The organism is Acinetobacter sp. LF10, assembly GCF_048585715.1.
Taxonomy (GTDB): domain Bacteria; phylum Pseudomonadota; class Gammaproteobacteria; order Pseudomonadales; family Moraxellaceae; genus Acinetobacter.
This window is the reverse complement of sequence record NZ_CP184160.1, coordinates 42,681-68,914: the sequence shown is the minus strand read 5'-3', so window position 1 is coordinate 68,914 and position 26,234 is coordinate 42,681. Positions and strand designations below refer to the sequence as shown.

The 26,234-nt window shown below is 41.2% G+C and carries 23 protein-coding genes and 1 pseudogene; 12 read left to right on the top strand and 12 right to left on the bottom strand.

The window, feature by feature from the left end; genetic code table 11:
• The first annotated feature begins 27 nt into the window (after positions 1-27).
• Genes dapA through purC form a run of 3 tightly spaced genes read left to right on the top strand, consistent with a single transcriptional unit; the run spans position 28 to position 2,295 of the window.
• Positions 28-921 (top strand): 4-hydroxy-tetrahydrodipicolinate synthase, encoded by an 894-nt coding sequence (gene dapA / locus ACN19N_RS00295; protein WP_420001752.1) that lies wholly within the window; start codon positions 28-30, stop codon positions 919-921.
• A 15-nt stretch (positions 922-936) separates the two neighbouring features.
• The gene (locus ACN19N_RS00290) at positions 937-1,539 is read left to right on the top strand and encodes a lipoprotein-34 precursor (NlpB) (RefSeq protein WP_269230383.1); all 603 of its coding nucleotides are present in this window, start codon (positions 937-939) and stop codon (positions 1,537-1,539) included.
• A 36-nt stretch (positions 1,540-1,575) separates the two neighbouring features.
• On the top strand, positions 1,576-2,295 hold the full coding sequence (purC, locus tag ACN19N_RS00285) for a phosphoribosylaminoimidazolesuccinocarboxamide synthase (protein ID WP_269229279.1): 720 nt from the start codon (positions 1,576-1,578) through the stop codon (positions 2,293-2,295).
• Positions 2,296-2,356: 61 nt separating this feature from the next.
• Here purC and ACN19N_RS00280 read toward each other — a convergent pair whose 3' ends face one another.
• The 6 genes from ACN19N_RS00280 to ACN19N_RS00255 all read right to left on the bottom strand — a co-directional run bounded on the left by ACN19N_RS00280 (position 2,357) and on the right by ACN19N_RS00255 (position 9,619).
• On the bottom strand, positions 2,357-4,099 hold the full coding sequence (locus ACN19N_RS00280) for an amidohydrolase (protein WP_420001751.1): 1,743 nt from the start codon (positions 4,097-4,099) through the stop codon (positions 2,357-2,359).
• Positions 4,100-4,246: 147 nt separating this feature from the next.
• On the bottom strand, positions 4,247-5,365 hold the full coding sequence (locus ACN19N_RS00275) for an acyltransferase family protein (protein ID WP_420001750.1): 1,119 nt from the start codon (positions 5,363-5,365) through the stop codon (positions 4,247-4,249).
• Between the two features lie 132 nt (positions 5,366-5,497).
• Positions 5,498-6,382: an aromatic amino acid DMT transporter YddG gene (gene yddG, locus ACN19N_RS00270; protein WP_420001749.1), complete on the bottom strand. Its 885-nt coding sequence runs from the start codon at positions 6,380-6,382 to the stop codon at positions 5,498-5,500.
• A 105-nt stretch (positions 6,383-6,487) separates the two neighbouring features.
• Positions 6,488-7,762: a replication-associated recombination protein A gene (locus ACN19N_RS00265; protein WP_420002339.1), complete on the bottom strand. Its 1,275-nt coding sequence runs from the start codon at positions 7,760-7,762 to the stop codon at positions 6,488-6,490.
• Between the two features lie 82 nt (positions 7,763-7,844).
• Positions 7,845-9,011 (bottom strand): class C beta-lactamase, encoded by a 1,167-nt coding sequence (gene ampC, locus ACN19N_RS00260; RefSeq protein WP_420001748.1) that lies wholly within the window; start codon positions 9,009-9,011, stop codon positions 7,845-7,847.
• Between the two features lie 155 nt (positions 9,012-9,166).
• Positions 9,167-9,619 carry a YcgN family cysteine cluster protein gene (locus ACN19N_RS00255; protein ID WP_269229274.1) on the bottom strand — a complete coding sequence of 151 codons (453 nt, stop codon included), beginning with the start codon at positions 9,617-9,619 and terminating at the stop codon, positions 9,167-9,169.
• A gap of 189 nt (positions 9,620-9,808) precedes the next feature.
• On the opposite strand from ACN19N_RS00255, the gene ACN19N_RS00250 reads away from it, so the two are divergent.
• The 7 genes from ACN19N_RS00250 to ahr all read left to right on the top strand — a co-directional run bounded on the left by ACN19N_RS00250 (position 9,809) and on the right by ahr (position 14,545).
• On the top strand, positions 9,809-9,967 hold the full coding sequence (locus tag ACN19N_RS00250; RefSeq protein WP_004659733.1) for a DUF1328 domain-containing protein: 159 nt from the start codon (positions 9,809-9,811) through the stop codon (positions 9,965-9,967).
• Between the two features lie 169 nt (positions 9,968-10,136).
• The gene (locus ACN19N_RS00245; RefSeq protein WP_420001747.1) at positions 10,137-10,874 is read left to right on the top strand and encodes a dienelactone hydrolase family protein; all 738 of its coding nucleotides are present in this window, start codon (positions 10,137-10,139) and stop codon (positions 10,872-10,874) included.
• A 151-nt stretch (positions 10,875-11,025) separates the two neighbouring features.
• Positions 11,026-12,072: an A/G-specific adenine glycosylase gene (mutY, locus tag ACN19N_RS00240; protein ID WP_420001746.1), complete on the top strand. Its 1,047-nt coding sequence runs from the start codon at positions 11,026-11,028 to the stop codon at positions 12,070-12,072.
• Positions 12,073-12,103: 31 nt separating this feature from the next.
• On the top strand, positions 12,104-12,640 hold the full coding sequence (locus ACN19N_RS00235; protein WP_269229271.1) for a M23 family metallopeptidase: 537 nt from the start codon (positions 12,104-12,106) through the stop codon (positions 12,638-12,640).
• Positions 12,641-12,649: 9 nt separating this feature from the next.
• A complete protein-coding gene (locus ACN19N_RS00230; protein WP_269229270.1) occupies positions 12,650-12,895 on the top strand; it encodes a hypothetical protein in 246 nt (81 codons plus the stop codon).
• A gap of 35 nt (positions 12,896-12,930) precedes the next feature.
• Positions 12,931-13,485, top strand: coding sequence for a DNA-3-methyladenine glycosylase I (locus ACN19N_RS00225; RefSeq protein WP_269229269.1), 555 nt, complete (start codon positions 12,931-12,933; stop codon positions 13,483-13,485).
• A gap of 34 nt (positions 13,486-13,519) precedes the next feature.
• Entirely contained in the window at positions 13,520-14,545 is a 1,026-nt protein-coding gene (gene ahr / locus ACN19N_RS00220; RefSeq protein ID WP_420001745.1) for an NADPH-dependent aldehyde reductase Ahr, read from the top strand.
• On the opposite strand, the gene ACN19N_RS00215 is transcribed toward ahr, so the two are convergent.
• Positions 14,542-15,969, bottom strand: a complete 1,428-nt coding sequence (locus tag ACN19N_RS00215) for a PLP-dependent aminotransferase family protein (protein ID WP_269238751.1) — start codon at positions 15,967-15,969, stop codon at positions 14,542-14,544. The two genes, ahr and ACN19N_RS00215, sit on opposite strands and share 4 nt — an antisense overlap.
• 90 nt (positions 15,970-16,059) lie before the next feature.
• Here ACN19N_RS00215 and ACN19N_RS00210 point away from each other — a divergent pair.
• Together ACN19N_RS00210 and ACN19N_RS00205 are read left to right on the top strand one after the other, a co-directional pair.
• A pseudogene (locus tag ACN19N_RS00210) lies at positions 16,060-16,458 on the top strand (hypothetical protein).
• 297 nt (positions 16,459-16,755) lie between these two features.
• Positions 16,756-19,602, top strand: a complete 2,847-nt coding sequence (locus ACN19N_RS00205; RefSeq protein WP_420001744.1) for an ImpA family metalloprotease — start codon at positions 16,756-16,758, stop codon at positions 19,600-19,602.
• A gap of 64 nt (positions 19,603-19,666) precedes the next feature.
• On the opposite strand, the gene ACN19N_RS00200 is transcribed toward ACN19N_RS00205, so the two are convergent.
• The 5 genes from ACN19N_RS00200 to ACN19N_RS00180 all read right to left on the bottom strand — a co-directional run bounded on the left by ACN19N_RS00200 (position 19,667) and on the right by ACN19N_RS00180 (position 26,233).
• Positions 19,667-20,314, bottom strand: a complete 648-nt coding sequence (locus ACN19N_RS00200; RefSeq protein ID WP_269229264.1) for an START domain-containing protein — start codon at positions 20,312-20,314, stop codon at positions 19,667-19,669.
• Between the two features lie 92 nt (positions 20,315-20,406).
• Positions 20,407-21,228 (bottom strand): 4-hydroxy-tetrahydrodipicolinate reductase, encoded by an 822-nt coding sequence (dapB, locus tag ACN19N_RS00195; protein ID WP_269238757.1) that lies wholly within the window; start codon positions 21,226-21,228, stop codon positions 20,407-20,409.
• Positions 21,229-21,335: 107 nt separating this feature from the next.
• Positions 21,336-22,451, bottom strand: a complete 1,116-nt coding sequence (gene dnaJ, locus ACN19N_RS00190; RefSeq protein ID WP_420001743.1) for a molecular chaperone DnaJ — start codon at positions 22,449-22,451, stop codon at positions 21,336-21,338.
• A gap of 143 nt (positions 22,452-22,594) precedes the next feature.
• Positions 22,595-22,972 carry a hypothetical protein gene (locus ACN19N_RS00185; RefSeq protein WP_269229261.1) on the bottom strand — a complete coding sequence of 126 codons (378 nt, stop codon included), beginning with the start codon at positions 22,970-22,972 and terminating at the stop codon, positions 22,595-22,597.
• 132 nt (positions 22,973-23,104) lie between these two features.
• Positions 23,105-26,233, bottom strand: coding sequence for an efflux RND transporter permease subunit (locus tag ACN19N_RS00180; protein ID WP_269229260.1), 3,129 nt, complete (start codon positions 26,231-26,233; stop codon positions 23,105-23,107).
• Between the last annotated feature and the right edge of the window lies 1 nt (position 26,234).

Genomic DNA, 26,234 nt, shown 5'->3' with positions numbered 1-26,234 from the left:
GATGGGAAAATAGGATAGTTTTTTAAAATGACTCAGCTAGCACAGAATATTCAAGGCTCAATTGTCGCAATCGTCACCCCTATGTTTGAAGATGGCAGCGTAGATTGGAAGAGTCTTGAGAAGCTCGTTGAGTGGCATATCCAACAAGGTACACATAGTATTGTTGCGGTCGGCACGACGGGCGAAGCGTCTACATTAAGCATGGAAGAACACACACAAGTCATCAAAGAAGTGATTCGTGTAGCCAACAAACGTATTCCAATTATCGCAGGTACAGGTGCAAATTCAACGCGTGAAGCGATTGAATTGACTAAAGCTGCAAAAGAATTAGGTGCTGATGCGGCCTTACTCGTTACGCCATATTATAATAAACCAACACAAGAAGGCCTATATCAACACTACAAATCTATTGCTGAAGCTGTTGATATTCCACAAATTCTTTATAATGTACCAGGTCGTACTGGTGTCGATATGCAAAACGAAACCGTTATTCGTCTTGCTGATGTTAAAAACATTGTTGGTATTAAAGATGCAACAGGCGACGTACCACGTGGTCAAGCCCTCATCGAAGGTTTAAATAATAAAATCGCTGTTTATTCAGGTGATGACGAAACTGCTTGGGAACTCATTTTACTGGGTGCAAAAGGTAATATCTCTGTAACAGCCAATGTTGCACCAAAGCAAATGAGCGAAATTTGTGAAGCTGCGTTAGTTGGAGATAAAGCAAAAGCACAAAGCTTGAATCAACAAATTGCAAATCTACACAATATTTTGTTTTGCGAATCAAACCCAATTCCTGTGAAATGGGCATTGCACGAGATGGGATCAATTGGTACTGGCGTACGCTTACCATTAACCGCTCTAGCAGAACAATATCGTGAACCGCTCCGCACTAATTTAAAAGTTGCGGGAATTATTTAATACGAGCAATTTATGATGCAATTACGTCTTGGTGTTGTCCTAGTCATTTCAGCTTTGAGTTTGACTGGTTGTGGTCGTTTTGCCCTCAATAATCATTCTTTAGATTATAAAAAAGCTCAAGCCCTTGAACCACTCAAATTTCCTGAGGGCATAACGGCAAGACCATTTACGCCATTGTATCCAGCGCCTACGGTTGACCCACTTGCAATTGAGCATGCGCCAAAGCTTGAGAATGAAAGTGGCAACCGCTATGCATTGCCTCGTCCAAAAGCGATGCAAAATTCAGCCGATAATACTTCAGCAACAGCTTCAACAGTGGGTCGCCCACAGCTCGTCACTGATGGGAATAAAAACCCATTACTCAAAGTTGATGGTCCAACAGCAGGTGCGTGGCAATATACTTTCGCAACCTTGAGTAGCCTCAACTACAAAGTTATTTCTCAAGCAGAAAATGGCTATGAAGCAACGATTAAAGTAGGCGATCAAAATTATCTACTGAAATTATCGGCTGTAGGCTCAAGCAATACAGTTGCGCTATTCAAACTTGATACAACATTTGCAGACCCTGCTGTTGCAGCTGAAGTGTTAACCCAGATTTACCAAAATTGGCCAGCCTAGTCGTTTACTAGGCATACTTTTTCAAAAGGTTCCCCCATGTTAAAACAAACCTTGCTCTATACTGGTAAAGCAAAATCTGTATATGAAACAGATAATGCTGATCACCTGATTTTAGTCTTTCGTGATGATGCATCAGCATTCAATGGCGAAAAAATTGAGCAACTAGATCGTAAAGGCAAGGTGAACAACCGTTTTAATGCCTTCATCATGGAAAAGTTGGCTGAAGCGGGTATCGAAACTCATTTTGAAAAGTTACTTTCTCCAACAGAAGTACTTGTAAAGAAATTACAAATGATCCCTGTTGAATGTGTTATTCGTAACTACGCAGCAGGTTCATTATGTCGTCGTTTAGGTGTTGAAGAAGGTAAAGAATTAACGCCTCCAACATTTGAATTGTTCTTCAAAGATGATGCGCTTGGTGACCCAATGGTCAATGAATCTCAAGCAATTGCTTTAGGTTGGGCAACAGCACCTCAACTTGAAAAAATGAAAGAACTGACTTACCAAGTGAATGATGTACTGAAAGCATTATTCGATGCAGGTAATATGATTCTTGTTGATTTCAAACTTGAATTCGGTGTATTCCACGATCGTATCGTATTGGGTGATGAATTCTCTCCAGACGGTTGCCGTTTATGGGATAAAGATACCAAGAAAAAATTAGACAAAGACCGTTTCCGCCAAGGTTTAGGTGGTGTGGTTGAAGCTTATGAAGAAGTTGCTACACGTTTAGGCATTAACTTAGATAATATCTAAGCCTAAACTCTAACTTCTGAGTAAAAACCAGCCTGATTAGGCTGGTTTTTTATTTGTTTATCTACTTCCCTAATTTCTGATAAATCAGATTCCCTTCTTTATAGGTTGCCAATACCTGAATATTTTTGATCTCTCGGCTTGGAATCGTAAGCGGATTTTGATCCAAGATCACTAAATCAGCCAGTTTCCCTTGAGTTATCGTGCCCTTATGCTGATCTTCAAAATATTGATAAGCTGCCCAATCAGTCATGGATTTTAAAGCCATATAGGGACTCACGCGCTCATCTGCACCCAATACATAATTGCTGCGTGTCACTCGATTGACGGTTGCATCTAACATCATCAAACTATTCGGCGGCACAACAGGTGCATCATGATGCTCTGTAAAAATAAGCTGTTTCTTCAAAGCACTTGCCGTTGGTGAAATACGTGCTGCTCTCGCCTCACCTAAGGTTTGTTGACGATGCCAATCCCCCCAATAGAACGTATGCAATGAGAAGAAGGATGGAATAATATCCAAGGCTTTCAGTTGATCCAGTTGATCTTCACGAATCGTTTGAGAGTGAATCAATACGCTTCTACGATCTGCTTTGCCTTGTTTTAATGTGGCATCTTTTACAGCTCCAATAAATTGATCAATTGCCGCATCACCATTGGCATGTGCAAGTACTTGCCAACCCTGTTTAAACGCTAAATTAATATATTGATTGACCTGTTGGTTATCTTTAATCGCAGGATAGCCCTTATAGTTTTTATCTTTACCTTCAGGTGGAATTAAGTAAGGTTGTGTCAACCAAGCTGTTTTACCTTGTGGTGAGCCATCTAAACTGATTTTCACGCCACCAATACGGAAATGCTGATTATACTGACGACTACTGCCTTGCTTCAGCATATACTCCTGACTGGTGGTAATATCTGGATAAGAAACCACATCAATTGGCAATTGATTTTGTTTGGCTAAAGCATGCCACATCTCCGTTGTGCCCTGATCTGCACGCCCTTCCTGTACCGTGGTAAAACCATTTTTGACGTAGGCATCGATACCTTTTTGCGCGATTTGGAACATCACTTGCGGCGGCACATCTTTAAAAATTGAACCAATCGCCGTAAATAAAGCCGATTCTTCTAAGACTCCATTTGGAATATTTGAATTGGCTTCACGACGAATAACTCCTCCTTCTGGATTTGGTGTATTTTGATTAAAATTCAGTAATTCTAATGCTTTATGATTCACAGAAGCTAAATGCCCAGACTGATGTAAAATCATCACGGGTTGATCTTTGGACACCCGATCTAAATCACTTGCCGTAGGATGACGTTGTTCAGATAATTGTGCATCATCATAACCATTTCCCAAAATCCAACCACCCATCATTTTAATCACTGCTGGATTTTGTGTCTTCCACGTATTCATTACCTTTACAAGTGAGTTGATATCTGAAACTGAACCATCAGGCATAGGATAAAGATTCGCTACCATTTGATGAAAACCCACCATGTTTACATGGCTATGCGCATCAATAAAGCTCGGTAATAAAGTTTTGTTGTTTAGATTAATATATTGAACTTGGGCATTTGCCAACCGCTCTGCTTGCTGCTTCGAGCCAACAAATACAATTTTCCCATCCTTTACTAATAGCGCCTCAGCATATTTAGGCTGCATTCCTTCCATCGTCAGAATAGAGCCACCATAAAATAATTTCTCCGTTGACTGCTGTTGAGCTGACTTGATGCTCATACAACCAGATACAGCAACGGCAAACAAAGTGATGAGAGAAACAGGATAAAAATATTTTAAATGCATAGAGCTAATTCCATGTTTTTATTATGCCTTTATTATTAAACCTTATTCTTTTTCTGTTGAAAAAGGTTAAAAGGATTCTTTTTGTAATACGAAAATAATATTTATCGTGCGATACAATATTCAAAAGACGAAATGAATACTGTAAAATTAAAATATCTTTGTAAGCCTATTAGAGACTTTAATTGCAATATCATCTACATAGCGACTATAAGGAGTAGCTAAAACAATACTTATAATCACTGTAAACAAACTCGCCCACAGACCCGCTACCCAATACGAAAAACCCAATTGAATATGCAATAGATTAAAACAAGGAATTGCTAAAGCATAAATCACAGCAAGATGAATTAAATAAATAGAAAATGAGATCTTGCCTAAGAAAACTAAAAATGGCGAATCAAAAAATTGTGCTAACCATTTGCCTTTTAATACCGCATACACGATACAAAAACCGCCAATGGAATTCAGGTAATCGTAGGTTTGCTCACCTAAAAATTGAGCAAAAATCCGATAACTCAAACTTTCATTATGCGCACCACAGAAATATAGCCCCAGCGTGAATAGCAACACAGATAACCCTGTTGCTAATTCTGATGCATATAGAAATAAACCCATACCTAAAATAAAGCTCAGCATACCGAGTAATACTGTTTGTGAAATCGTATAGGCTGTCGCAATACTCAACAGCAAGAATACACCTGCAAGCATCGGTCGTTTGCTATAAAAATAACTGGCGAGATAAATTACCAATGAACCGAGCAGCTCAATCTGCATCGTCCACAATACCCAATTATAGCTTGAGTCGCCAAATAAAAATGCTCCGATACTGCCCTCATACAAAGCTATACTTAATTTTGGATGAGGATTTGCCAAAGCTGCCCCCCATTCAGAAACATGCGTAACATCGACAGGAACAAAACAAACGAGGTAGGCAACAATACAAGAAATAAACGCAGGAATAGCCAAACGTGGATAACGTTTAATTAATGATTTTTTGAGTTTTTCAGCTGAATTTTTCTTTTTTAAACTCGATAAACTTAGGACATAACCGCTTAAAACAAAAAAAACAAAAACTGCGCCTGTACCTGAATAGAAGAATGCAAATGGGGAATGATAAAGTTGATCAAAAAAGGGATATTGAGGTACAGCACTTAAATCAAAATGATGCATTTGAGGAAAGAATGTCAACGATAGATGTGACAACACAACCGCAAGGCAGGCTAAACCTCGGATACTTTCCGCAGCATTGATTTTGTTTGTGATCATGGCAGAGCTTTATCATCCGTGATATGCCGCGATAATGCGATCTTTTATGTGAAGTGTCTAGTAGCCACTTAAAAAATATAGTGACTATAACAACTCAGAATAAAAGCATCTACCCATCTGAAATGCGCCTACTTATTGCTTCACTCGAGTCGAGAACCAACATAAAATTGACCCCATACACACCATAAAGGCACCATACCAAAAAGAAATCGTCAGTGGCGTACTGAGTAGAATTGCCGAGAAAAAAGCTGAGAATACAGGAATGAAATACGAAGCACCTGCCAATAACGTGACATTGCCATGCAAAATCCCGACATTCCATGCAGCATAACCAAAGCCCATAGCGGCAGCGGCAAAAAGTAAGGACGTGGAAGATGACCAATCAAAATCAAATGCGCCGCCGCCCATCAATGCATATTTAATCCAAAGCACCATCGAAACCAACATAAAAAATAAGGTAATCCCATTACTACCCTTAGCCATCTTCGCAGTGAGGGTACAATAAGCCGACCAAAGGAGCGTTCCGATGAAAGCCAGTGCATAACTCAGTGGGTTATGTTGTATGTTTGCCCACATGCTAGGTAAATCAAGACCTTGCTCACCGCCTAATACCCAGCAAATGCCCAAGAGAGAGATCATAAAACCAGGAATAATGAGAAAATTGGCTTTTTGTTGATTAAATACAATAGCAGCAACCATCGTGAATGTTGGCCATAAATAGTTCACCATCCCAACTTCAATCGCTTCTCGATTATTACTGCTAAAGCCAATAGATAGTGATAAGCACACTTCATAGCTAACAAATAAAATACTACCCCAAATTAAATAGGCTTTTGGAAAATTTTTAAGCTTGCTCCAACCTACTGAAAAAAACAGGAAAATAGAGGCAAGCGTATAAATTAATGCTGCGCCACCGACTGCACCAAAATGCGAACTGACATCCTTGATCAACGCAACGATCAAGCTCCATAGGAAGATCGCAAGCAATCCAATGAATGTGGCTTTTTTTGAGTTCATATTGAAATAAATCGAATATAAAACCGCAGCCAAATTCCCATTTACACTTTTGGGAACTTAACTAGGTGAAATGTGAAAATACAACTCATCTGTTTAAACAGATCTTTATTGTTGCTGTTGTTCCTGCTGCCAACGGCGTTGCTGCAAACGTTCGGCTTCAACTTCACGTTTATTTAAGGCTCGCTCATACAGCTTCGTACCCCGCAACTCAGGCGGCAAATATTCCTGTAAAACAAAATGCTCAGGGTAATTATGCGGATAGAGATAATCCACGCCATAACCTTGTTGTTTCATCAATTTGGTTGGCGCATTACGTAGATGTAACGGCACAGGCAAATTCGCAGTTTTTTCGGCAAGCTCCAAAGCTCGGTTAATCGCGAGATAGGTACTATTACTTTTCGGGCTGGTTGCGAGATATACAGCACATTGACCTAAAATAATCCGTGCTTCAGGCATACCGACCGCTTGTACTGAACGGAAACACTCACCCGCCAACAACAAGGCATTTGGATTAGAATTTCCAATATCTTCCGATGCTGCAATCAACATTCGACGTGCAATAAAAATAGGGTCTTCACCACCTTTGAGCATGCGTGCCATCCAGTATAGGGTCGCATCCGCATCGCTACCACGAATTGATTTGATAAATGCCGAAACCAAATCATAATGCTGCTCACCTGATTTGTCATAACGTGCAATATTCTGCTGTGCGACTTTAACCACAATTGCATTGGTCACGATATTTTCAACGTCTGCCTCAAAAGTACTGGCAATTAAATCAATCAAATTAAGCGCTTTACGTGCATCACCCGCAGCAAATTGAATCAGCGCATCATATTCTTCAATCTGAATAAAACGCTCTTTCAAAAACTTATCACTTTGAATGGCTTTATTGATCAGGGTTTGAATCGCATCCGCATCCAGACTATTCAGGGTATAGACCTGACAACGGGACAACAGTGCGCTATTGACCTCAAAGGATGGATTTTCAGTGGTGGCCCCAATCAGGGTAATTTTGCCTTTCTCCACCGCACCCAGTAAGGCATCCTGCTGTGATTTATTAAAACGGTGAATTTCGTCAATAAACACTACTGGCGTAAGCAGATCACCACTTTCGGCAATCACTTCGCGCAGTTCTTTCACACCTGTATTCAGTGCAGACAGGCTAATGAAAGGACGATCCACCGCCTGAGCCAGCAACAGGGCAATGGTGGTTTTACCTACCCCAGGAGGCCCCCAGAAAATGATCGATGGCAAATGTCCCTGATCAATCATCTGGCGCAAGGGTGCATGCTCACCCAACAAATGATCCTGCCCGATGATTTCGGACAAATCACGGGGACGTAAGCGTTCAGGAAGTGGAATATGCGTATCTGACATCATCAAGGGCTTTCTGCTGTTTTATCCTAGTCTATTGCGTCTGGGGCAAATCTACAATTTGAATCTGCAACCACGCGACATTCTATTGCGCAGTATTCTTTTGAAGTAACTGCTGCATGACATGGTAGCTTGCAGTAATTCGAGCTTCATTCGGAAAATTAGTATTCGCGAGCATCACAATCCCAATTTTCTGCTGTGGAATAAATGCAGCATAGGCACCAAAGCCATTACTTGAACCAGTTTTATTAAACAATGTTGCTGCTCGAGCACGCTTTGGTTGTTTGATCGGTGTAACGATATGACTTTCTAAAGCCATTTTGCTTGAATTGCCTTGTAAAAGTGTTTCAAGCTTAACAGGATAAGCATATTGCTCCCAACCTAAACCTTGGGTCATCGCACCGACTTTAAAATACCCAACATGCGTATTTTCAATCGCTTTGCGAAGAGGGTGTTTTAATTTTTGTGGGTAAATTTGAGCATCTAAAAATTTCAGCATATCGAAACTGCTACTCTTCACGCCATACGCTTCCGCATCAAACATCCCCGCAGAAACGCGAATGGGTTGGTCATTTTTATACCCCCATGCGTATTGTGGCATCTGCTGTTCGGGTACTCGAATAAAACTTTGTGTCATTCCCAATTGTGGTAGCAAGGTTTTTTCAATCAGTTCGCTATAGGGTTTTTTCATTGCCAAGGCTGTGACATAGCCCATCAAACCAATACTTGGATTAGAATATTGACGGGCTGCACCGACTTTAGTTTTTGGCTGCCAATTCTGAAAATATTGAACCATATCCTGCTGAGTAACAACTTCATCTGGAAATTGCAGCGGAAAGCCACCTGCGGTATATGTACCTAAATTTAAAATCGTAGCTTTATTCAGTGCGGTATTTTTTAATTCTGGAAAATACTTGGCAGGATGATCAGACAATAATAATTGCCCTTGCGCCTGTGCATAGCCTGTCAAAGTAGCATTAAAGGTCTTACTGACTGAGCCAAGTTCAAATAAGGTCTTATTACTCATCGGTTGATTGCTTTGCTTGGAAGCAACACCATAATTTACAAAGTAATGCTGCCCTTTCAATGTCACCGCAACCACTAATCCAGGAATCTTATATTGATCTAATAGTGGTTTAAATTGCTGATCTACAATCTCTTTGACTTGCTGCTCACTGAGCGGTTGCGCCCAAACCGAAGAATAACAAGATAAAAGCCCTACGGTGAAGAACAGCATTCTTGATGCGATCATGTCTATTTCCCAAACTCATTTCATTCAAACAACTAGAGAGCCTGCGGCAACAATGCCTGCCTCTCGATGCTCATCCTATCGGGGGAATAGAAAAATTACTGTAAAAGTATTGTTTTTATTGCTGAGAAACGCTGATCAATAAAGAGAACTCTATCTTATCGTATCCAACGTACGACATAATCTTCGATATCTTCGTCATTGATATCTTGTTCTGAAATACAGCGTCCTGCTGCTGATTTTTTCGCTTTAATCACACTTTGACGTGAGCCCGTATTTAAATAATGCCATGACGGTAAATTTTTACCTTCATTCAAACGGCGATAAGCACAACTAGGAGGTAACCATGTAATTGTTTGCAATCTTTCAGGTGTCAATTGAATACAATCTGCAACATGCTGTTGACGATTCGGATAATCAGAACAACGTGCCGTTTTACAATCTAATAATTTACATGCAACTTTGGTGTATGCGACTTCTGCCGTTTCTTCATCTTCAAGCTTAACCAAACAACATAAACCGCAACCATCACACAATGCCTCCCACTCAGTATTATTCAACTGATCAAGTGGATATAGTTTCCAAAAGTTAGCGCGCAATTCGGTAGACATGGCAAATGTTTTAGGCTTTTAAAATTTGTGTTGATTATAGCATTTATTCCCAATCAAGCTGTTTTCCAAGCGACTTAAGCGATTAACAATACTTAAGTTATTGAACATTTCAACCACAGAAACACCACATTTGGTTCAAAAAATACACGCTATAGTAATCTCATAACGATAAATTTAGGAGTAAGTAATATGTTCCGTTGGGCTATTATCTTTGCAGTGATTGCATTAATCGCGAGTTTATTAGGTTTTGGTGGTGTTGCTGGTTTATCCAAAGACTTTGCCGTCATTTTATTAGTGATCGCGGCTATTCTTGCTGTAGTGGGTTTTTTATCACGCGGTAAAGCTTAGTTTAAAGAGAAATAAAAATTCAGAAAGAAAAAAGAAGAATCGCCGTATTCTTCTTTTTTTATTGTCATCATTTCAGCCGAATAAAAATTTGTCTTTCCGCTAACATCATCAATTTTTTGCTTTTTTATGCTTTAATCAAAGCATTGAAAATATAGATCAGGATTAAAAAATGAGCTTTCCAATTACAACACGTGAAATTGAATATACTGCTCCAGATGGTCAGCGCCTTATTGGCTATTTTGCGACACCTATCCGAGATGTACCAGTTGCAGGAGTTATTGTTGCTCCAGAATGGTGGGGACGTACCGAATATACCGAGCAACGTGCGCGTGAACTTGCAGAACACGGTTTTGCCGCTCTCGCAATTGATATGTATGGAGACAAAAAAGTTACCTCTGATGTTCCTCAAGCATCTGCATGGATGATGCAAACATTTGATCATGTAGAGACCGTGGTTGAGCGTGCTCAAGCAGGCTTAGATGCTTTAAAAGCACAACCAGAGGTCAATACTGAAAAATTGGCAGCAATTGGTTTTTGTTATGGTGGTAAAGTTGTTCTTGATTTGGCGCGATCTGGTGCCGATTTGAAAGCTGTGGTGACCTTCCACGCGAATTTAAGCCCTAAAGCACCTGCACAAAAAGGAAAGATTCAGGCTGAAATTCTTGTATTACATGGTGAGATCGACACCATGGTTTCTTTAGATGATGTCGCAAGCTTCCGTCAGGAAATGCACGATGCAGAAGTCGATCATGACGTGATTATTTTTGAAGATGCCAAACATGGTTTTAGTAATCGCCTCGCAGATGAGCGAGCTAAAGCAAATAATGTTGACTTAGGCTATAACGCCGAAGCTGAACATCAAGGATTAGAAGCTATGTATAAATTACTAGATAAACATTTAACCTGATTCAAAATATTGGCATAAACTTTCGCAAAGACTTCATTCTGTGTAGGTGGCATTTATGTCTCCTACACACGAACAAATGTTTTTATCATTTAAATGAGTCCACGATTATATTTTCATTATACTAAGCCTCTGCTTTTGATTGTTCTGATTCATGTCTGATTTCTCATTTTCTGATGCACTACTCACGTGGTTCGACCAACATGGCCGCCACGATTTACCATGGCAAATCGCTGATGATCCCTACAAAGTGTGGGTGTCAGAAATCATGCTACAACAGACTCAAGTTAAAACTGTGCTGCAATATTTTGATCGCTTTATCGAAAGGTTTCCAACCGTAGACGATCTTGGTCAGGCCAGTTGGGATGACGTTGCCCCTTATTGGGCTGGTTTAGGCTACTATGCCCGTGCACGCAATCTGCACAAAGCCGCTGCAATCGTAAAGCAGAAAGGAAAGTTTCCTGAAACATTAGAACAGTGGATTGAATTACCAGGCATTGGTCGTTCAACTGCTGGTGCATTAATGTCTCTTGGCTTACGACAATATGGCGTCATTATGGATGGCAATGTGAAACGAGTTTTAGCACGTTTTTTTGCGATTGAAGATGATCTATCTAAGCCACAACATGAGCGTGCTTTATGGCAAATTGCGGAACAGCTGTGTCCGAAAGAACGTAACCATGATTACACCCAAGCAATCATGGATTTGGGTGCTACAGTCTGCACACCGAAAAAGCCTTTATGTTTATACTGCCCAATGCAACAACACTGTCAGGCCTATCAACAAGGTTTAGAACAAGAACTCCCATTTAAAAAAGCAAAAAAACCTGTCCCTGTTAAAACGGCGAATGTGCTCCTAATTCAAGCAGATCGTGAGTGGCTTTGGCAACAACGTGAAGCCCACGGTCTATGGGGAGGTTTGTATTGTCTGCCTATCATCGAACAGGCAACCGAATTACAACAGATTGAACAGCAATTTAAGCTCCAAGCTCAAGTATCATCACTACAGATTAGTCATAGTTTTACTCACTTTACATGGATACTGCATGAACAACTGTTCCACGTGGAACATGATCAAAAAGAACAGCTCAGTATCGAATTAAATGGAGTATGGCTAAGTCCAGAAGCTGCGATTGCCAAAGGCATTCCAACCGCCATGAAAAAATTGATTACAGCAAAACAAAAGACTTGCTCTACTTAATTGTTGTAAATCGAAATCACAAGGAGTTTGTGTGCGTCTTTCGATTCCATTTATCGTGATTAGTCTATTGGCTATTCTAATTTCTGCATGTACGACAACGCCTAGTAAGCCTACGCCCCTACCAGCCACTCAAATCAATAAACTTAAAAATCTGCGTTTAGATAGCCGTTTGCCCGTTCCAGTCAAAGGTATCAATCGAAGTGAATTACGAGATACTTGGGGAGCTGCACGTAGCCAAGGACGTAACCACGAAGGGATTGATATCATGGCGGAGCGTGGGACGAAAGTGTATAGTGCTACCGAAGGGTTAGTCGCTGATTTACGTAATAATAATTTAGGTGGCAAAATCATTTGGATTCTTGGACCATCTGGTTCTTGGCACTACTATGCCCATTTAGATGGTCATAAACGTGGTCTTAATGTGGGAGACTATGTTCATAAAGGCGACCTCATTGGTTATGTGGGCAATACAGGCAATGCTCGTGCGACTGCCCCACATTTACATTATGGTATTTATTTAAATGGCAAAGGGCGTGGAGCAGTCAATCCATACTCATATTTACGTTAGGAACATAGAATGTCAGAAGCATTGATTGAACGACTGGTTAAATTTGCAGAGTCTGGAAATCAGCAAAAAATCATCATCAATGGTACAAGCTATCAAGGCTGGATTATGGAAATTACCGAAGATGCTCTGCTGATTAGCACAGGATTTGCAGATAAATCTGGTAAAGACTTTTGGCTTAAATTTACTGATTTAAATACAGCTGAACTGTATTATTGGGATACTCGCCCAAATGAATGGGTGGCATTCACACTTTAATGATTTTATATGAATAACAATAGGGAGCATCAAATATGACGATTCAACGCTGTGGCTGGTGCTCCAATGATCCACTCTATATTAACTACCACGATAAAGAATGGGGCAAAGTAGAACAAGATGAAAAACGATTATTTGAGATGCTTTGTCTTGAAGGTCAACAAGCTGGATTATCATGGATTACAGTACTAAAAAAGCGCGAGAATTACCGTTCACACTTCTTTCACTATCCAATTACTAAGATTGCAGAGTTTACTGATGATCAACTCGAAGACAAACTGAGTGATGCAGGATTAATTCGTCATCTAGGTAAACTTAAAGCGATTCGAGACAATGCAATTGCATGGCAGCAACTCAAAAATGAAGTTGGTGATGTATCTCATTGGCTATGGGCCTTTGTTGACCATCAGACTCCAAATAACGATGTCATTCACTATCGTGATGCACCTGCACAAACCGAACTCAGTCAAAAACTTTCAAAAACACTGAAAAAACGTGGTTTTAAATTTGTTGGCCCCACAACTTGTTATGCGTTTATGCAAGCGGTAGGAATGGTCAACGATCACGAAAATCACTGCCATTTTAAATAATATCAATTCATTTTCCTTTCCAAGGAGTTATCGAATGAGCAATAACCAAATTCGTGCTTATGCTGCAATGAAAGCAGGCGAGCAATTGGTTCCTTATCAATTTGATGCAGGTGAATTAAAGCCACATCAGGTTGAAGTTAAAGTTGAATACTGCGGTTTATGTCACTCAGATTTGTCTGTGATCAATAATGAATGGCATTCATCCGTTTATCCTGCTGTCGCTGGACATGAAATTATTGGCACAATTATCGCACTCGGTTCAGAAGCCAAAGGACTGAAACTTGGTCAACGTGTTGGCATTGGTTGGACAGCTGAAAGTTGCCAAGCATGTGATCCTTGTATTGGTGGTCATCAAGTTTTATGTACCGGTGGCAGCGTTGCGACTATCGTTGGTCATGCGGGTGGCTTTGCAGAAAAAGTTCGCGCAGGTTGGCAATGGGTCATTCCTCTACCGGAGGCTTTGGATCCTGAAAGTGCAGGACCATTGCTTTGTGGCGGCATTACCGTGTTTGATCCTTTGCTTAAACATCAGATTCAAGCAACACATCATGTCGGTGTGATTGGGATTGGTGGTTTAGGGCATATGGCCATCAAGCTACTTAAGGCTTGGGGTTGCGAGATTACCGCATTTAGTTCAAATCCAGACAAAACTGAAGAGCTCAAAGCCATGGGCGCTGACCATGTGGTAAATAGTCGTGATGCTCAAGCGATCAAAGCGCAACGTGGCAAGTTTGATCTATTGCTTAGCACCGTCAATGTAACCCTGAATTGGCAATCCTATCTCAATACATTGGCACCGAATGGTAGTATGCATTTCTTGGGTATTACCTTAGAGCCTATTCCAGTTTCTGTAGGTACTATCATGAGTGGTGCCAAATCTGTTACAGCTTCACCAACTGGGTCACCTTTAGCACTGCGCCAACTACTACAATTTGCCGCACGTAAAAATATTGCACCACAAATTGAGCTATTTCCAATGTCTCAACTCAATAAAGCCATTGAACGACTTCATTCAGGTCAAGCACGTTATCGTATTGTACTTAAAGCAGACTTTGATTAATTTAAAATCGACGACATACGCTCTCTCACCCAATCCGCCAACTGTTGAATTGCTTGGCGGATTTCGGTGGTCAACGCATGCCCTGCATTTAAGCGGATGAAGTGCTGATAACGCTGATCTTCACCAAATACTTCCCCTGGTACGATATTAATCCCTTGGCGCTGCGCTAAATAATATAACTCTAAGCCTGTAATATTTTCTGGTAGTTGCAACCACAAAGCATAACCACCTTCTGATTGACTCAAGGCGATTGAAATCCCATCAAATACTTCCAAAATATAAGCACGATACTGTTCGACTTGTTGCATCAACTTCGGTCTTAACTCATCCAAATGCTCACGATAACCACGACTATAAATGAAATCAGCCAAGCCTAACTGTAAGGGTGTATTTACACCGACGTTATTTGATAAGAGTTGTGGTCGTAAGTGTTGCAATTGTTGTCCCAAGCAAAACCATCCTACACGATAGGCCGTAGACAGTGACTTCGAGACTGAACCACACCAAATTACGTAGCCTTGTTGATCCCAATAACGAATCGGCAAAGGTCTCTCTTTTTGGAAACTGCATTCACCATAAATATCATCTTCTAAAATAAAACATTGGTATTGCTGTGCGAGTTGAGCAATTTTTTGCTTCTGTGAATGACTTAAACAGTAGCCCAATGGATTTTGAAAATTAGCAGTGAGTAAACACAGCTTGGCATCGCCCTGTTTCATAAAAAACTCAAGACGTTCAAGATCAATACCTCGATGATCTGCTGGAATCTCAATAATCTTACGCTTAAGACTTGCCAACATTTGCAACTGACCGTTAAAAGTAGGTGTTGGAATTAAAATACTGTCCCCTTCCTGACTGATCTGCTGAATTAACAGGGACAAAGCTGGCATACAGCCATTGGTAATAAAAATATCTTCCGTAGCGACATAAATTCCATCTTCACGCCAATGGTCTGATAAAGCCTTACGTAACTGCTCATGCCCCTGTTTATTACAATATAAAAAATCTTCAGGCTGACAGTGTTTAAGCGCACGCTGTAGGGAACGACGTAGCCCATCTACAGGAATTAAATGGGGCGACAACTGAATAGCCCCTAAAGGGGTTAAATGATTTTGAATCGATGCTGTTTGAATCTGATTTTGTAAGTCTAAATTCGAGACTTGCCGTGCTTTGGACTCAAAGCTTGGACTTTTAGGAGCAGCACTTTGATATTGTCTTGAACTTACAAAATAGCCTGACTTGGCTTTGACATAAATCAGTCCTTTCGCTTCTAACAGTTCGTAGCATTGTTGTGCGGTACTCAAACTAATACTTTGCTGACGAGCAAATTCCCTTAAAGAACTCAACTTTTGCTGTGGCTGTAATTCATGTTGATAAATTTTATGAGCCAGTTGATCTGCTAGGCGTTGATATTGAAAAGTCATATCTGTACTGCTTTTTTATAAATTTCTGTATCTGTATTGGTTAATACAACACCGTTAAGCTATAAAAATCAACTGACAAAGGATAAGAGCATGAAAAACAATATCTTATTTATATTTTCTACAATTTTTTTTACAGGCTGCAATCTGACTGACCAGTCCACTTATCAGCAACAACAAGTGTGTAAATCACTCTCACAGGGATATCTGCAAATTCAAAACCAATCGACCTATGAATTATGGAAAATGGAGAAAAGTGAAGCCCCTGAGCAGACCCGTGTCATCAAACTGACCTATAAGAAGCCCAATGAAAATGGCCTGATGCTCTCAAGTAACTTTCTACCAACGGTCAAAATTGAATGCACGCAACAACAGCAACAGGTCAAAGTTGCAGTACAATAACCGACTGGACAACTTGTTCAAGTTTTAGAACTCAAACTTGCCGAAACAGCTATTGGCAAACCCAGTAAAATCAATCACATGATCAAATAATATGCGTTAGGGTTGTGGCATACCGTTGGGCTTGAAATCGTGTAGATAAACAAACATCGCCCATCGGCTTTTCACAATTTATTTCGCTTCTCATATCAGCACACCATGCAAATATCAGCTTGTTCGAATTGTACTTAGATCACATAAAACTATTTTTCTGCAAAACAATATGTATAAAAATTCAATATAATCCGATAGTTAGTTAAAAAATATGACCGTTTTTTCTTATAATCTCTCTCAGAGCATATGTATAACAATATGCCAGTTTGCTCGTTGTTATTTTAATCTTGGGGAATTATGGTGACAGAACACACTTTGGTCTTACGCAACACACTCTTGGCACTTTCTTTGACACTAGGGCTAACTGCTTGTGGTGGTGGCAGCAATGACAGTACCACAACAAAACCTGAATCAACGCAACCGCCTGACAGCATTCAACCTGATAATTCAGTCAATACTCGTATCAATGAAGCTTTACGTACAGGCAGTACAGCGAACCTCACAGCACAAGATACACCTGCACTGTTAAAATGGGCATTGGCTAAGGCAGAGACACAACGTGACTGGCAAAAAAATCTGCTCACTGCTCTCTATTCCAATACCAACAATCAAGCCATACAACCTGTTTTACAAGTACCTAGTAACGTTTCTTTAAATCTGTATCCGACCGATCTTAGTCAAAGCATACCATTCGCTATGGGGGACGCCGTCTGTGAAGATGCCTTAAGTCTGCAAGCAGGTAAAGGCTGTGGTCTAGGCGTTATTAGTCGAATTGATCAAAGCCGGGTATTGGCTTATGGTCAGGAAATGTTTAATAAAATACTGGAAAATAATAGCGATTATATACAGTTTAGCGAAGTGATGAACAACAGCTTGCGTTGGCTCATTACAGGTGATGCGCATCAATCCTTGGCTGGAAAATCCTTAACCATTAGTGTAAGAGGCACATCGGCAGTACAGACTAAAAATTATTTGGAAAAACAACTGGGTGCAACGGTTCGTGACGCAAACTGTAATGTACTAGACCCTGCTAATAGCTGTTGGCAAGCGTTGGATGTGATTGTTCTTGGGCAAGGTATCGAAACAGAAAAATTTGATCAATCTCTCATCGAAAAATACATGGCAGCAGGCAAACCAATTTATTTCCAAGCCTCAACTTGGCAAACTCAAACCAATAGCCAAAAAGTACTCAATGCATTAAAACTTCAAGTTAATCATAATTTTTTCCGCAACAAAAATACGCTGCTCATCGCTAAAACCGCAACTCTAGAAGAGCGTTGGCAACGAATTAACCAAATTGAAGACAGCATTCAGGTCCTACAATATCTGATTGATCCAAGCACCACGACTTTGGGTGAATTGAACAATAATAACCCGCTAATTAAGAGCATTTTAAACCAATCTAATCTCTTACAATTGCTTAATGCTCAGAGTTTATCTGCTTTTAGTACACAGAATAAAAATGAGCTCCTCAAGGCTCTCGTGCTGATTGCCGATTTATGGCGACCAACCGTAAATTATACAGGTTTGAAAAAAACCAGTGATGCAACCACCTTTATGCATACCTATGCATCTGATGCTTGGGTCGATTATAACCGTACCAATACTCGTGCATCGAGCTATGGCGCTGGGGATTATATGCCTACAGCAGCACAGAATATGCCCGTCAGCAGTGATTGGGAAACCATTACCGTGACAATTCCACAAGGTAGTGGTATGACGAGTATTGGTCGTGCCAGTATCCCAGCCAAGGCTGTACAAATTCAAATTGTCGATGCACAAGCAGCCGATCTTTCAATACAAACTAGTTATTTACGCACTTGGGGCAGCCCATTTGATGATGCAGGTTATAAACGCCCATTGCGTCCAAACAGCTATCCTGTCAAATTATTGCCGCAACAGGATAATGCCTTTATTAGTCCATTCGGCGGCCCTTTGATGCTGAATTATCGCAATGCCACAGCAGGCAGCATCATCACCTTGAAAATCAAGGGCAGTGCCAAATACGCACATTACGACTTTACCCAAGAAATGAGCAGCGCCGAAAAAAATGCGGCAACTCAAGTGCTGCAAAGCAAAACCTTTGGTTGGAATACCTTTAAATTTGTTGGTGGTGAAATTCAGCAAACCAATGCCTATGCCCTCAATGCAATTGGCAATTTAAGTCCAGACGAATATATTAGTCGAATTAAAGCCGTGATTTATGACAGTAACCATATTGCCAATGGTTATAACAATATGCCGCTAGATAACAGTACTCAACAGGCTTGTCGCGCTTTGAATTGGGATTGCACCAGTGCTCTGCATCGTGCGCCAAACGTACAGCATTTTGTTGGCTGGATTGCAACCTGCGGCTTCTTATGTTCGGGTAATCCATCCGATGGCTCTACAGGAGTCGATATTGGTTGGGGTTGGGCGCACGAATTGGGGCACAATACCGTTCAAGCTGTGCTCACCATGACCTTCCCATCTAGCGAAAATGGCAATACGATTGGTTGCGGTGTGGAGTGTAACAATAATATTTTGGCAGGCTTAAGTATGCTGCGTAAATATGAAATTTATGCTTTAGATAATAATGGCAATAACTTTAATCATTCGGAATTGTACAGCTACATCAAAAGCAACCGTGATACAGGTTTGGCTGGTGAAGCACTCCGTATCGATATGGAAAAACGCTTATGGCAAGGTAATGATAATGCCAAACAAGCATTTCATCTACAACTAGCACACAATTATACCAAATTACATCAGGGCAAGGCTCAACCCGACGCACAAGGGGTATTGGAGTTTATTCGCTTACTCAATATTTCACAGCGTTTATACAATCAGATTGATTTGAGCAAAGCCTCTATCGCAGAGAAAAATCAGTTAGGTCTGGGTGCATTTAGCAGCAAAAACTTGAGTCGTCCTGATCTGATCTACGTGCTGAGCTCAAAGATTATGGGTTATGACTTAAAAGATATTTTTCAGTTCTATGGTTTATCTGTCACAGATACCGCACGAGCGTCGATTGCAATGCTGAACTTACCAACAGCCCCCCTCACGTTCTATGCACAACCTGTAAATCGGTCTAACCATTTAAATGAAGGCACTTGGTTAACCTTGCCTGCAACAGGCTCCGTTCCAAATTATCCTTATAAATAACAAATCACAATACAAAGCGGCTTTTAGTGCATAAAAGCCGCTTTCTTATGATCAATCACTCTGTTTATTTCAACATATCGGGTAACTTAGGCTGAGCATATAATGGGTTATAAATTTCTTTCTTCATCCTCATTAGCATTTGATACGGTTGCTGCTGCACAAACATATTTACAAAACTGAGAGGGATCGAACCTGCTGGATCGGCATAACCACTGGTCATGACTTTGACTTTATTATTGGCGAGCCGTTGAAATGTCCAATCCCCCGTATACTGAGTTAGACGAATCACATCAGGCTGTTCAGGATAACTATTCTTCACTGTACTATTTTTAATACTAATACTACCATCTGCATTTTTAATCATTTTACCTTTAATCACCACATCTCGGTCTTTTAAAGGAAACGGAAAATCTAACAACATATATAGGGTAAATTCACCTTTCTTTTCATCACGAGACAAGAGTTGTGCTTTCGCAACATAAGGTACCCATTGTGGCGTACGTTCAACATCCAGTACCACAGCAACAGCCCGTTCTAATGGCACATCAAAAGTGGTTTCTGCTCTATATTGGAAAACAGGATTATTTTCTGTTTGGTAAGTCCAAACTTTAATATTATTACGATGTAAACTCAGTTTAGGTGCTTCTGCGGCACTAGTAGCCAAGCTGGTCGCACTTAGCAGTGCAGCAAGAACAATATGCTTTTTATTCATGTCATGCTCAATTGTTTTAGTCATTGTGAGAGCTTGTTTGAACAGCACATTTTTTAGATGCTCAACAAGCTCTTTAGGCGAAAAAAGAAAGATTAAACTTCAATATCATTAAAGCCAAGAACATCTTTCATATCATATTTACGTGCTTCACGACCAACAACCCATGCAGCCGCGCGCACAGCACCAGAAGCAAAATTCATTCGATTGGTCGCTTTGTGTGTGATTTCAACACGCTCACCTTCACCAATAAACATCACGGTATGTTCACCGACGATGTCGCCACCACGAATAGTTTGAAAACCAATACTTTGACGTTCACGAGCGCCTGTATGACCTTCACGGCAATACACTGCATCCGTTTTCAAGTCACGGCCTAAGGTATCTGCAATCGCCTCACCCATCATAAATGCGGTACCTGATGGTGCATCCACTTTATGACGGTGATGTGATTCGATGATTTCGATGTCAACGGTATCACCAAACACTTTCGCTGCGAGCTCTAATAATTTGATTGAAACATTCACACCAACTGAATAGTTAGCAGCATAAACGACTGGAGTCTGTGTTGCAGTTTCATCTAAGAAAGCCTTTTGTTCATCCGACATGCCTGTAGTGCCGATCACCATTGCAACACCTGCCTCACGGCATAACTTTAAGTGTTGTTCAGTGGCAACAGGCGCCGTGAAATCAATCACGACATCACAGTCTTTTAAAACTTCACTTAAACTTCCCACAATCTTGACGCCGATGTTGCCAATCCCTGCAAGTTCCCCTGCATCTGCACCCACCAAACTGCTTTCTGGACGTTCAACAGCTGCTGCGAGTTGGTAGCCTGCTTGTTGTACTGCTTGAATCAGAATACGCCCCATGCGTCCGCCTGCACCCAAGATTCCAATGCGTGGAGAAGTCGACATAATTTTTCCTAGTCTTTTATTTAAACAATTGGGCTACTATAGCAAAACTCTATGCCTACGCTAAAAAATTCCCATAAAAAAACCTGCCGAAGCAGGTTTTTTCAACATCAGTTAAACCAGTCAAAGAATGACTTTTTCTTTGGTGATGAGGCATGTCCATCACCATCTAACGACGCTTGTAATTCTTTCAACAATTCACGTTGGCGACTGTTTAAATTCACAGGTGTTTCTACCACGATACGGCACAATAAGTCACCGACCATGCTGCTACGTACAGGACGAACACCTTTACCACGTAAGCGGAATAACTTACCTGTTTGAGTACCTTCTGGGATTTTTAAGCTGACACGACCATCAAGCGTCGGGATTTCAATTTCTTTGCCTAATGCAGCATCAGCAATACTGACTGGCACATCCATATATAGATCTGCACCGTCACGTTGGAAGACTTCATGTTCACGAACTACGACTTCAACGTATAAATCACCCGCTTGACCATCACGAATCGCTTCACCTTTACCTGTTAAGCGAACACGATCGCCGTTGTCCACACCCGCAGGAATAGTGACTTCAAGCGTTTGTTGACGGTCTGCAACACCTGAACCATGACAAGTGTTACATGGATTCTTAATCATTTTGCCTTGACCACGGCAGGTACTACAGGTTTGCTGAACCGAGAAGAAACCTTGCTGCATACGCACTTGACCCGCACCATGACAGGTACGACACGTCTCAACATCATTTGGATTCTTAGAACCTTTACCATCACAGCTATCACAAGGTGCAGGTGCAGTAAACGTAATGGTCTTTTTTACGCCTTTGACAGCTTCTTCAAGCGTCAATTCCATCACATAACGAAGATCTGAACCACGGCGTTGGCGTTGCTGTTGGCGACCACCGCCACCACCGAAAGCACCACCAAAAATATCACCAAACTGGCTAAAGATGTCTTCTGCACTAAAACCACCACCGAAGCCACCGCCGCCACCAAAACCGCCTTCAAAAGCACTATGACCAGCGCGATCGTACATACTGCGCTTTTCGCCATCAGACAGGATTTCATAGGCTTCTGCAGCTTCTTTGAACTTATCTTCTGCTTCAGTATTGTCTGGGTTACGATCTGGATGATACTTCATCGCCAACTTACGATAGGCTTTTTTAATCTCATCATCACTTGCGGTTTTCGAAACGCCTAAAACCTCATAATAATCACGTTTAGCCATGGTTGGCGATGCTCCTCACGGAATTGGTTCAATCTCTACAAATAAATAAGCTCTGTTGACATTTTATTAACAAAGTCAACAGAGCCTTAATAAGGGCACTACTCTAAATTTACAAGGCCTAGCACAATAAAAAAGCGATAAAATTAGAATACCGCTTTATTTTTAAAATACTTAGCAACACCTTTGATCCATGCATTTAACAAAAACAACCATGCGATTGCACTGAAAATCACACCTGCGACCGTCATGCCTGTTACCCACAATGCACTATCCCATGCAAAAAAGAATAATGGAATAAACCATAACGCAGCAAAGCAAATGATCATGGTAAATAACAGCACGTTACGCATGATCCAAAGGGCATGTGCATGAATCCATACTTCAGCATTATCCACAATCGCAACTTTTCGCGCTAATAGGTATGCAAATACTGCAAACACGATTGTAAATAATGCAAGAAACATGAACACATAAGAAATCGCCACGTAACGGCGATGCTGCTCAACATTGTCTTGCCCCATGCTCTAGATCACCTCATTCATCGCATTTTGCCAAACCAATCATGCAATGAAATTCAATTATTTTTTGGTCTTCAAATATAGGTGCTACTATATTGAAATTTTCAATATTTCGCACCTTTATTCACAAAATAATTACGATAGCGGTGTTGCTTTCTTCACTTTGAACCATGCTGCATACAATGCAGGTAAGAAAAATAAGGTCAATAAGGTCGCAACAATTAAGCCTCCCATAATCGCAACCGCCATCGGACCAAAGAAAAGACTGCGTGATAAAGGAATCATCGCCAGTACCGCAGCCAATGCCGTCAATACAATTGGACGGAAACGGCGCATGGTTGCACCAATCACCGCATCCCACGGAGCATACCCTGCCTGAATATCTTGTTCAATTTGATCAATCAAAATCAGCGAGTTCCGCATAATCATCCCTGACAATGCAATCGTCCCAAGCATCGCCACGAAACCAAATGGTTTATTAAACAAGAGTAAGAATGCAACCACTCCAATTAAGCCAAGTGGTGCTGTCAGCAGAACAATCGTTGCACGTGACATACTCCGCAATTGAATCATCAACAAGGTCATCACCACAGCCAAGAACAATGGCATACCTGCATTGACTGAATTTTGACCTTTCGCAGATTCTTCAACCGTACCCCCCACCTCAAGCAAATAGCCATTTGGTAAATCCGCACGTAAAGTTTGCATTTTATCTGCTAACTGCTGAACCACGGTTGCAGGCTGTAAATTGGTTCGAATATCGGCACGAACCGTAATCGTTGGTAGGCGGTTACGATGCCAAATCAAGCCTTCTTCGAAGCGCGATTCAATTTTTGCAATCTGTGCCAAAGGTACGGTTGTTCCTTTGGTGGTTGGCACAGCTAAGCTTGCCAAAGAAGCCACTTCTGCACGTTCAGTTTTATCACCACGTAGACGAATCTCAATCAACTCACGTTTTTCACGATATTGATTCATCACTGAGCCTGTCACCGAAGCATTCAAGAAATTGGCTAAATCAACACTAGAAACACCCATTTGACGGGCACGGTCTTGGTCAATTTCAATCGCAATAATTTTACTTGGCTCACCCCAATCCAAATGGACATTGGTGGTATTCAGGTCTTCACCTACAACTTTAGCAACTTTTTGTGCCTCTGCCCGAACCGTTGCCAAATCTTCACCTGAGACACGATACTGCAATGGATAACCCACAGGTGGGCCATTTTCAAGTAAAGACACACGGGTACGTACTTGTGGCAAGAGTTGCTTGATTTGTTTCTCTAAAGAGCGGCGAATTTCATTACGATCATCTAAAGACGATGCCAATACCACAAATTGAGCAAAACTGGCTTGTGGAAGCTGTTGATCCAAAGGTAAATAGAAACGTGGTGACCCTGTACCGACATAGGCTACATAGTTATCAATCCCTTTTTGTTTCGCAAGGAATTGCTCAACCTTATGCACTGCCTGTTCAGTCGCAACCAGTGATGCGCCTTCTTCTAATTTTAAATCAACCAAAATTTCCGCACGGTTTGATGCTGGGAAGAACTGCTGTGGAACGAATTTAAACATCGCCACTGACAACACAAATATGCCAACGGTCACTGCAATCACTGTCTTACGATAGGTAATACAGATTTCAACGACACCACGGAAAGATTGATAAAATTTTGACTGATATGGATCATGATGCCCAGCATGTGCCTCAACGACAGGTGCTGGTTGCTTACGTAACCTTGCCCATAGGCGTAAATACCACGCCGCTTGTTGATTTTGCTTGGTGAAATCAGGCAGTAATTTTTCGCCCAAATAAGGTACGAATAAAACCGCAGCAATCCATGAAACGATCAATGCAATCGTCACGACTTGGAAAATAGAACGTGTGTATTCACCTGTGCCTGATTGAGCTGTAGCAATTGGAAGGAAACCTGCTGCAGTAATCAGCGTTCCTGTCAACATTGGAAACGCGGTGGTTTGCCATGCAAAGCCTGCGGCTTTCAGTCGGCTGTAACCCTGCTCCATTTTAATCGCCATCATTTCAACAGCGATAATCGCATCATCGACCAACAAACCCAGTGCAAGAATTAATGCACCCAAAGAAATCTTGTGTAGCCCTACATCAAATAAGCTCATCCCTGCAAACGTCATCGCCAGTACCAACGGTATCGACAATGCAACGACCAACCCTGTACGGAAACCGAGCGAGAAGAAACTCACCAATAAAACGATAATCACCGCTTCAGCCAGTACTTTTAAAAATTCTTGAATACTGCGTTGTACCGCTACAGGCTGATCTGAAACTTTTTGCAGTTTCATGCCCAAAGGTAAGCTCTTTTGTAAGCTATTAAATTCAGTTTCTAGGTTTTTGCCCAGTGCAATGATGTCTCCACCTTTGCGCATCGACACCGCAATCCCAATACCGTTCTCGCCCATGAAACGCATACGAGGCTGAGCAGGTTCACTGAAACCACGATAGACTTCAGCAACATCACCCAATTGAATGGTTTTATTCCCGACCAACAACGGCATTTTTTTCAGGTCATCGACACTATGTAAATGCCCACTGACACGAATTTGAATACGGTCGGTACCTGTTTCAAAGAAACCTGCACCTGCCATATCATTTTGCTTTTGTATCGCTTCCTGAATTGCAGTCACGGGGACACCGAGCTGAACAGCTTTGGTATTGGATAATTCAATCCAGATTTTCTGATCTTGCAGACCAACGAGATTGACTTTGCTGACATCTTTGACCCGTTGCAGTTGTAGTTGCAAACGATCGGCATATTCTTTCATTACCGCATAGTCAAAATCTTTACCCGTCAGGACATAAATATTCCCGAAGGTATCGCCAAATTCATCATTAAAAAATGGCCCTTGCACGCCACTCGGTAGCTGTGAACGTACATCATTGACCTTTTTACGGACGTTATACCAAATATCAGGAATCTGGCTCGATGGCAAACTGTCTTTAGCAACAAAGGTCACCAACGATTCACCAGGGCGTGAATACGCCATGATGCGATCATACTGCCCCGTGGTCATCAATTCTTTTTCAATACGATCGGTAACGAGTGTCGACACTTCTTTAGCAGTTGCCCCTGGCCAATAGGTCTGTACCACCATCACTTTGAACGTAAAGGGAGGATCTTCACTCTGTGAGAGCTTGGAATAAGACATAATTCCGACAATGCCGAGTAACAGCATAAAATACAGAACAATGCCCTTATTCTTCAGCGCCCATTCTGAAAGGTTAAATTTCATG

Coding starts and splice junctions, on each gene's coding strand:
- mutY (WP_420001746.1), top strand. CDS start 11,026: ATGTCTGATTTCTCATTTTCTGATGCACTACTCACGTGGTTCGACCAA.
- ACN19N_RS00205 (WP_420001744.1), top strand. CDS start 16,756: ATGGTGACAGAACACACTTTGGTCTTACGCAACACACTCTTGGCACTT.
- ahr (WP_420001745.1), top strand. CDS start 13,520: ATGAGCAATAACCAAATTCGTGCTTATGCTGCAATGAAAGCAGGCGAG.
- dnaJ (WP_420001743.1), bottom strand. CDS start 22,451: ATGGCTAAACGTGATTATTATGAGGTTTTAGGCGTTTCGAAAACCGCA.
- ACN19N_RS00290 (WP_269230383.1), top strand. CDS start 937: ATGCAATTACGTCTTGGTGTTGTCCTAGTCATTTCAGCTTTGAGTTTG.
- ACN19N_RS00255 (WP_269229274.1), bottom strand. CDS start 9,619: ATGTCTACCGAATTGCGCGCTAACTTTTGGAAACTATATCCACTTGAT.
- ACN19N_RS00230 (WP_269229270.1), top strand. CDS start 12,650: ATGTCAGAAGCATTGATTGAACGACTGGTTAAATTTGCAGAGTCTGGA.
- ACN19N_RS00185 (WP_269229261.1), bottom strand. CDS start 22,972: ATGGGGCAAGACAATGTTGAGCAGCATCGCCGTTACGTGGCGATTTCT.
- ACN19N_RS00280 (WP_420001751.1), bottom strand. CDS start 4,099: ATGCATTTAAAATATTTTTATCCTGTTTCTCTCATCACTTTGTTTGCC.
- dapB (WP_269238757.1), bottom strand. CDS start 21,228: ATGTCGACTTCTCCACGCATTGGAATCTTGGGTGCAGGCGGACGCATG.
- ACN19N_RS00275 (WP_420001750.1), bottom strand. CDS start 5,365: ATGATCACAAACAAAATCAATGCTGCGGAAAGTATCCGAGGTTTAGCC.
- ACN19N_RS00245 (WP_420001747.1), top strand. CDS start 10,137: ATGAGCTTTCCAATTACAACACGTGAAATTGAATATACTGCTCCAGAT.
- yddG (WP_420001749.1), bottom strand. CDS start 6,382: ATGAACTCAAAAAAAGCCACATTCATTGGATTGCTTGCGATCTTCCTA.
- ACN19N_RS00180 (WP_269229260.1), bottom strand. CDS start 26,233: ATGAAATTTAACCTTTCAGAATGGGCGCTGAAGAATAAGGGCATTGTT.
- ACN19N_RS00250 (WP_004659733.1), top strand. CDS start 9,809: ATGTTCCGTTGGGCTATTATCTTTGCAGTGATTGCATTAATCGCGAGT.
- purC (WP_269229279.1), top strand. CDS start 1,576: ATGTTAAAACAAACCTTGCTCTATACTGGTAAAGCAAAATCTGTATAT.
- ACN19N_RS00225 (WP_269229269.1), top strand. CDS start 12,931: ATGACGATTCAACGCTGTGGCTGGTGCTCCAATGATCCACTCTATATT.
- ampC (WP_420001748.1), bottom strand. CDS start 9,011: ATGATCGCATCAAGAATGCTGTTCTTCACCGTAGGGCTTTTATCTTGT.
- ACN19N_RS00200 (WP_269229264.1), bottom strand. CDS start 20,314: ATGAATAAAAAGCATATTGTTCTTGCTGCACTGCTAAGTGCGACCAGC.
- ACN19N_RS00265 (WP_420002339.1), bottom strand. CDS start 7,762: ATGTCAGATACGCATATTCCACTTCCTGAACGCTTACGTCCCCGTGAT.
- ACN19N_RS00215 (WP_269238751.1), bottom strand. CDS start 15,969: ATGACTTTTCAATATCAACGCCTAGCAGATCAACTGGCTCATAAAATT.
- dapA (WP_420001752.1), top strand. CDS start 28: ATGACTCAGCTAGCACAGAATATTCAAGGCTCAATTGTCGCAATCGTC.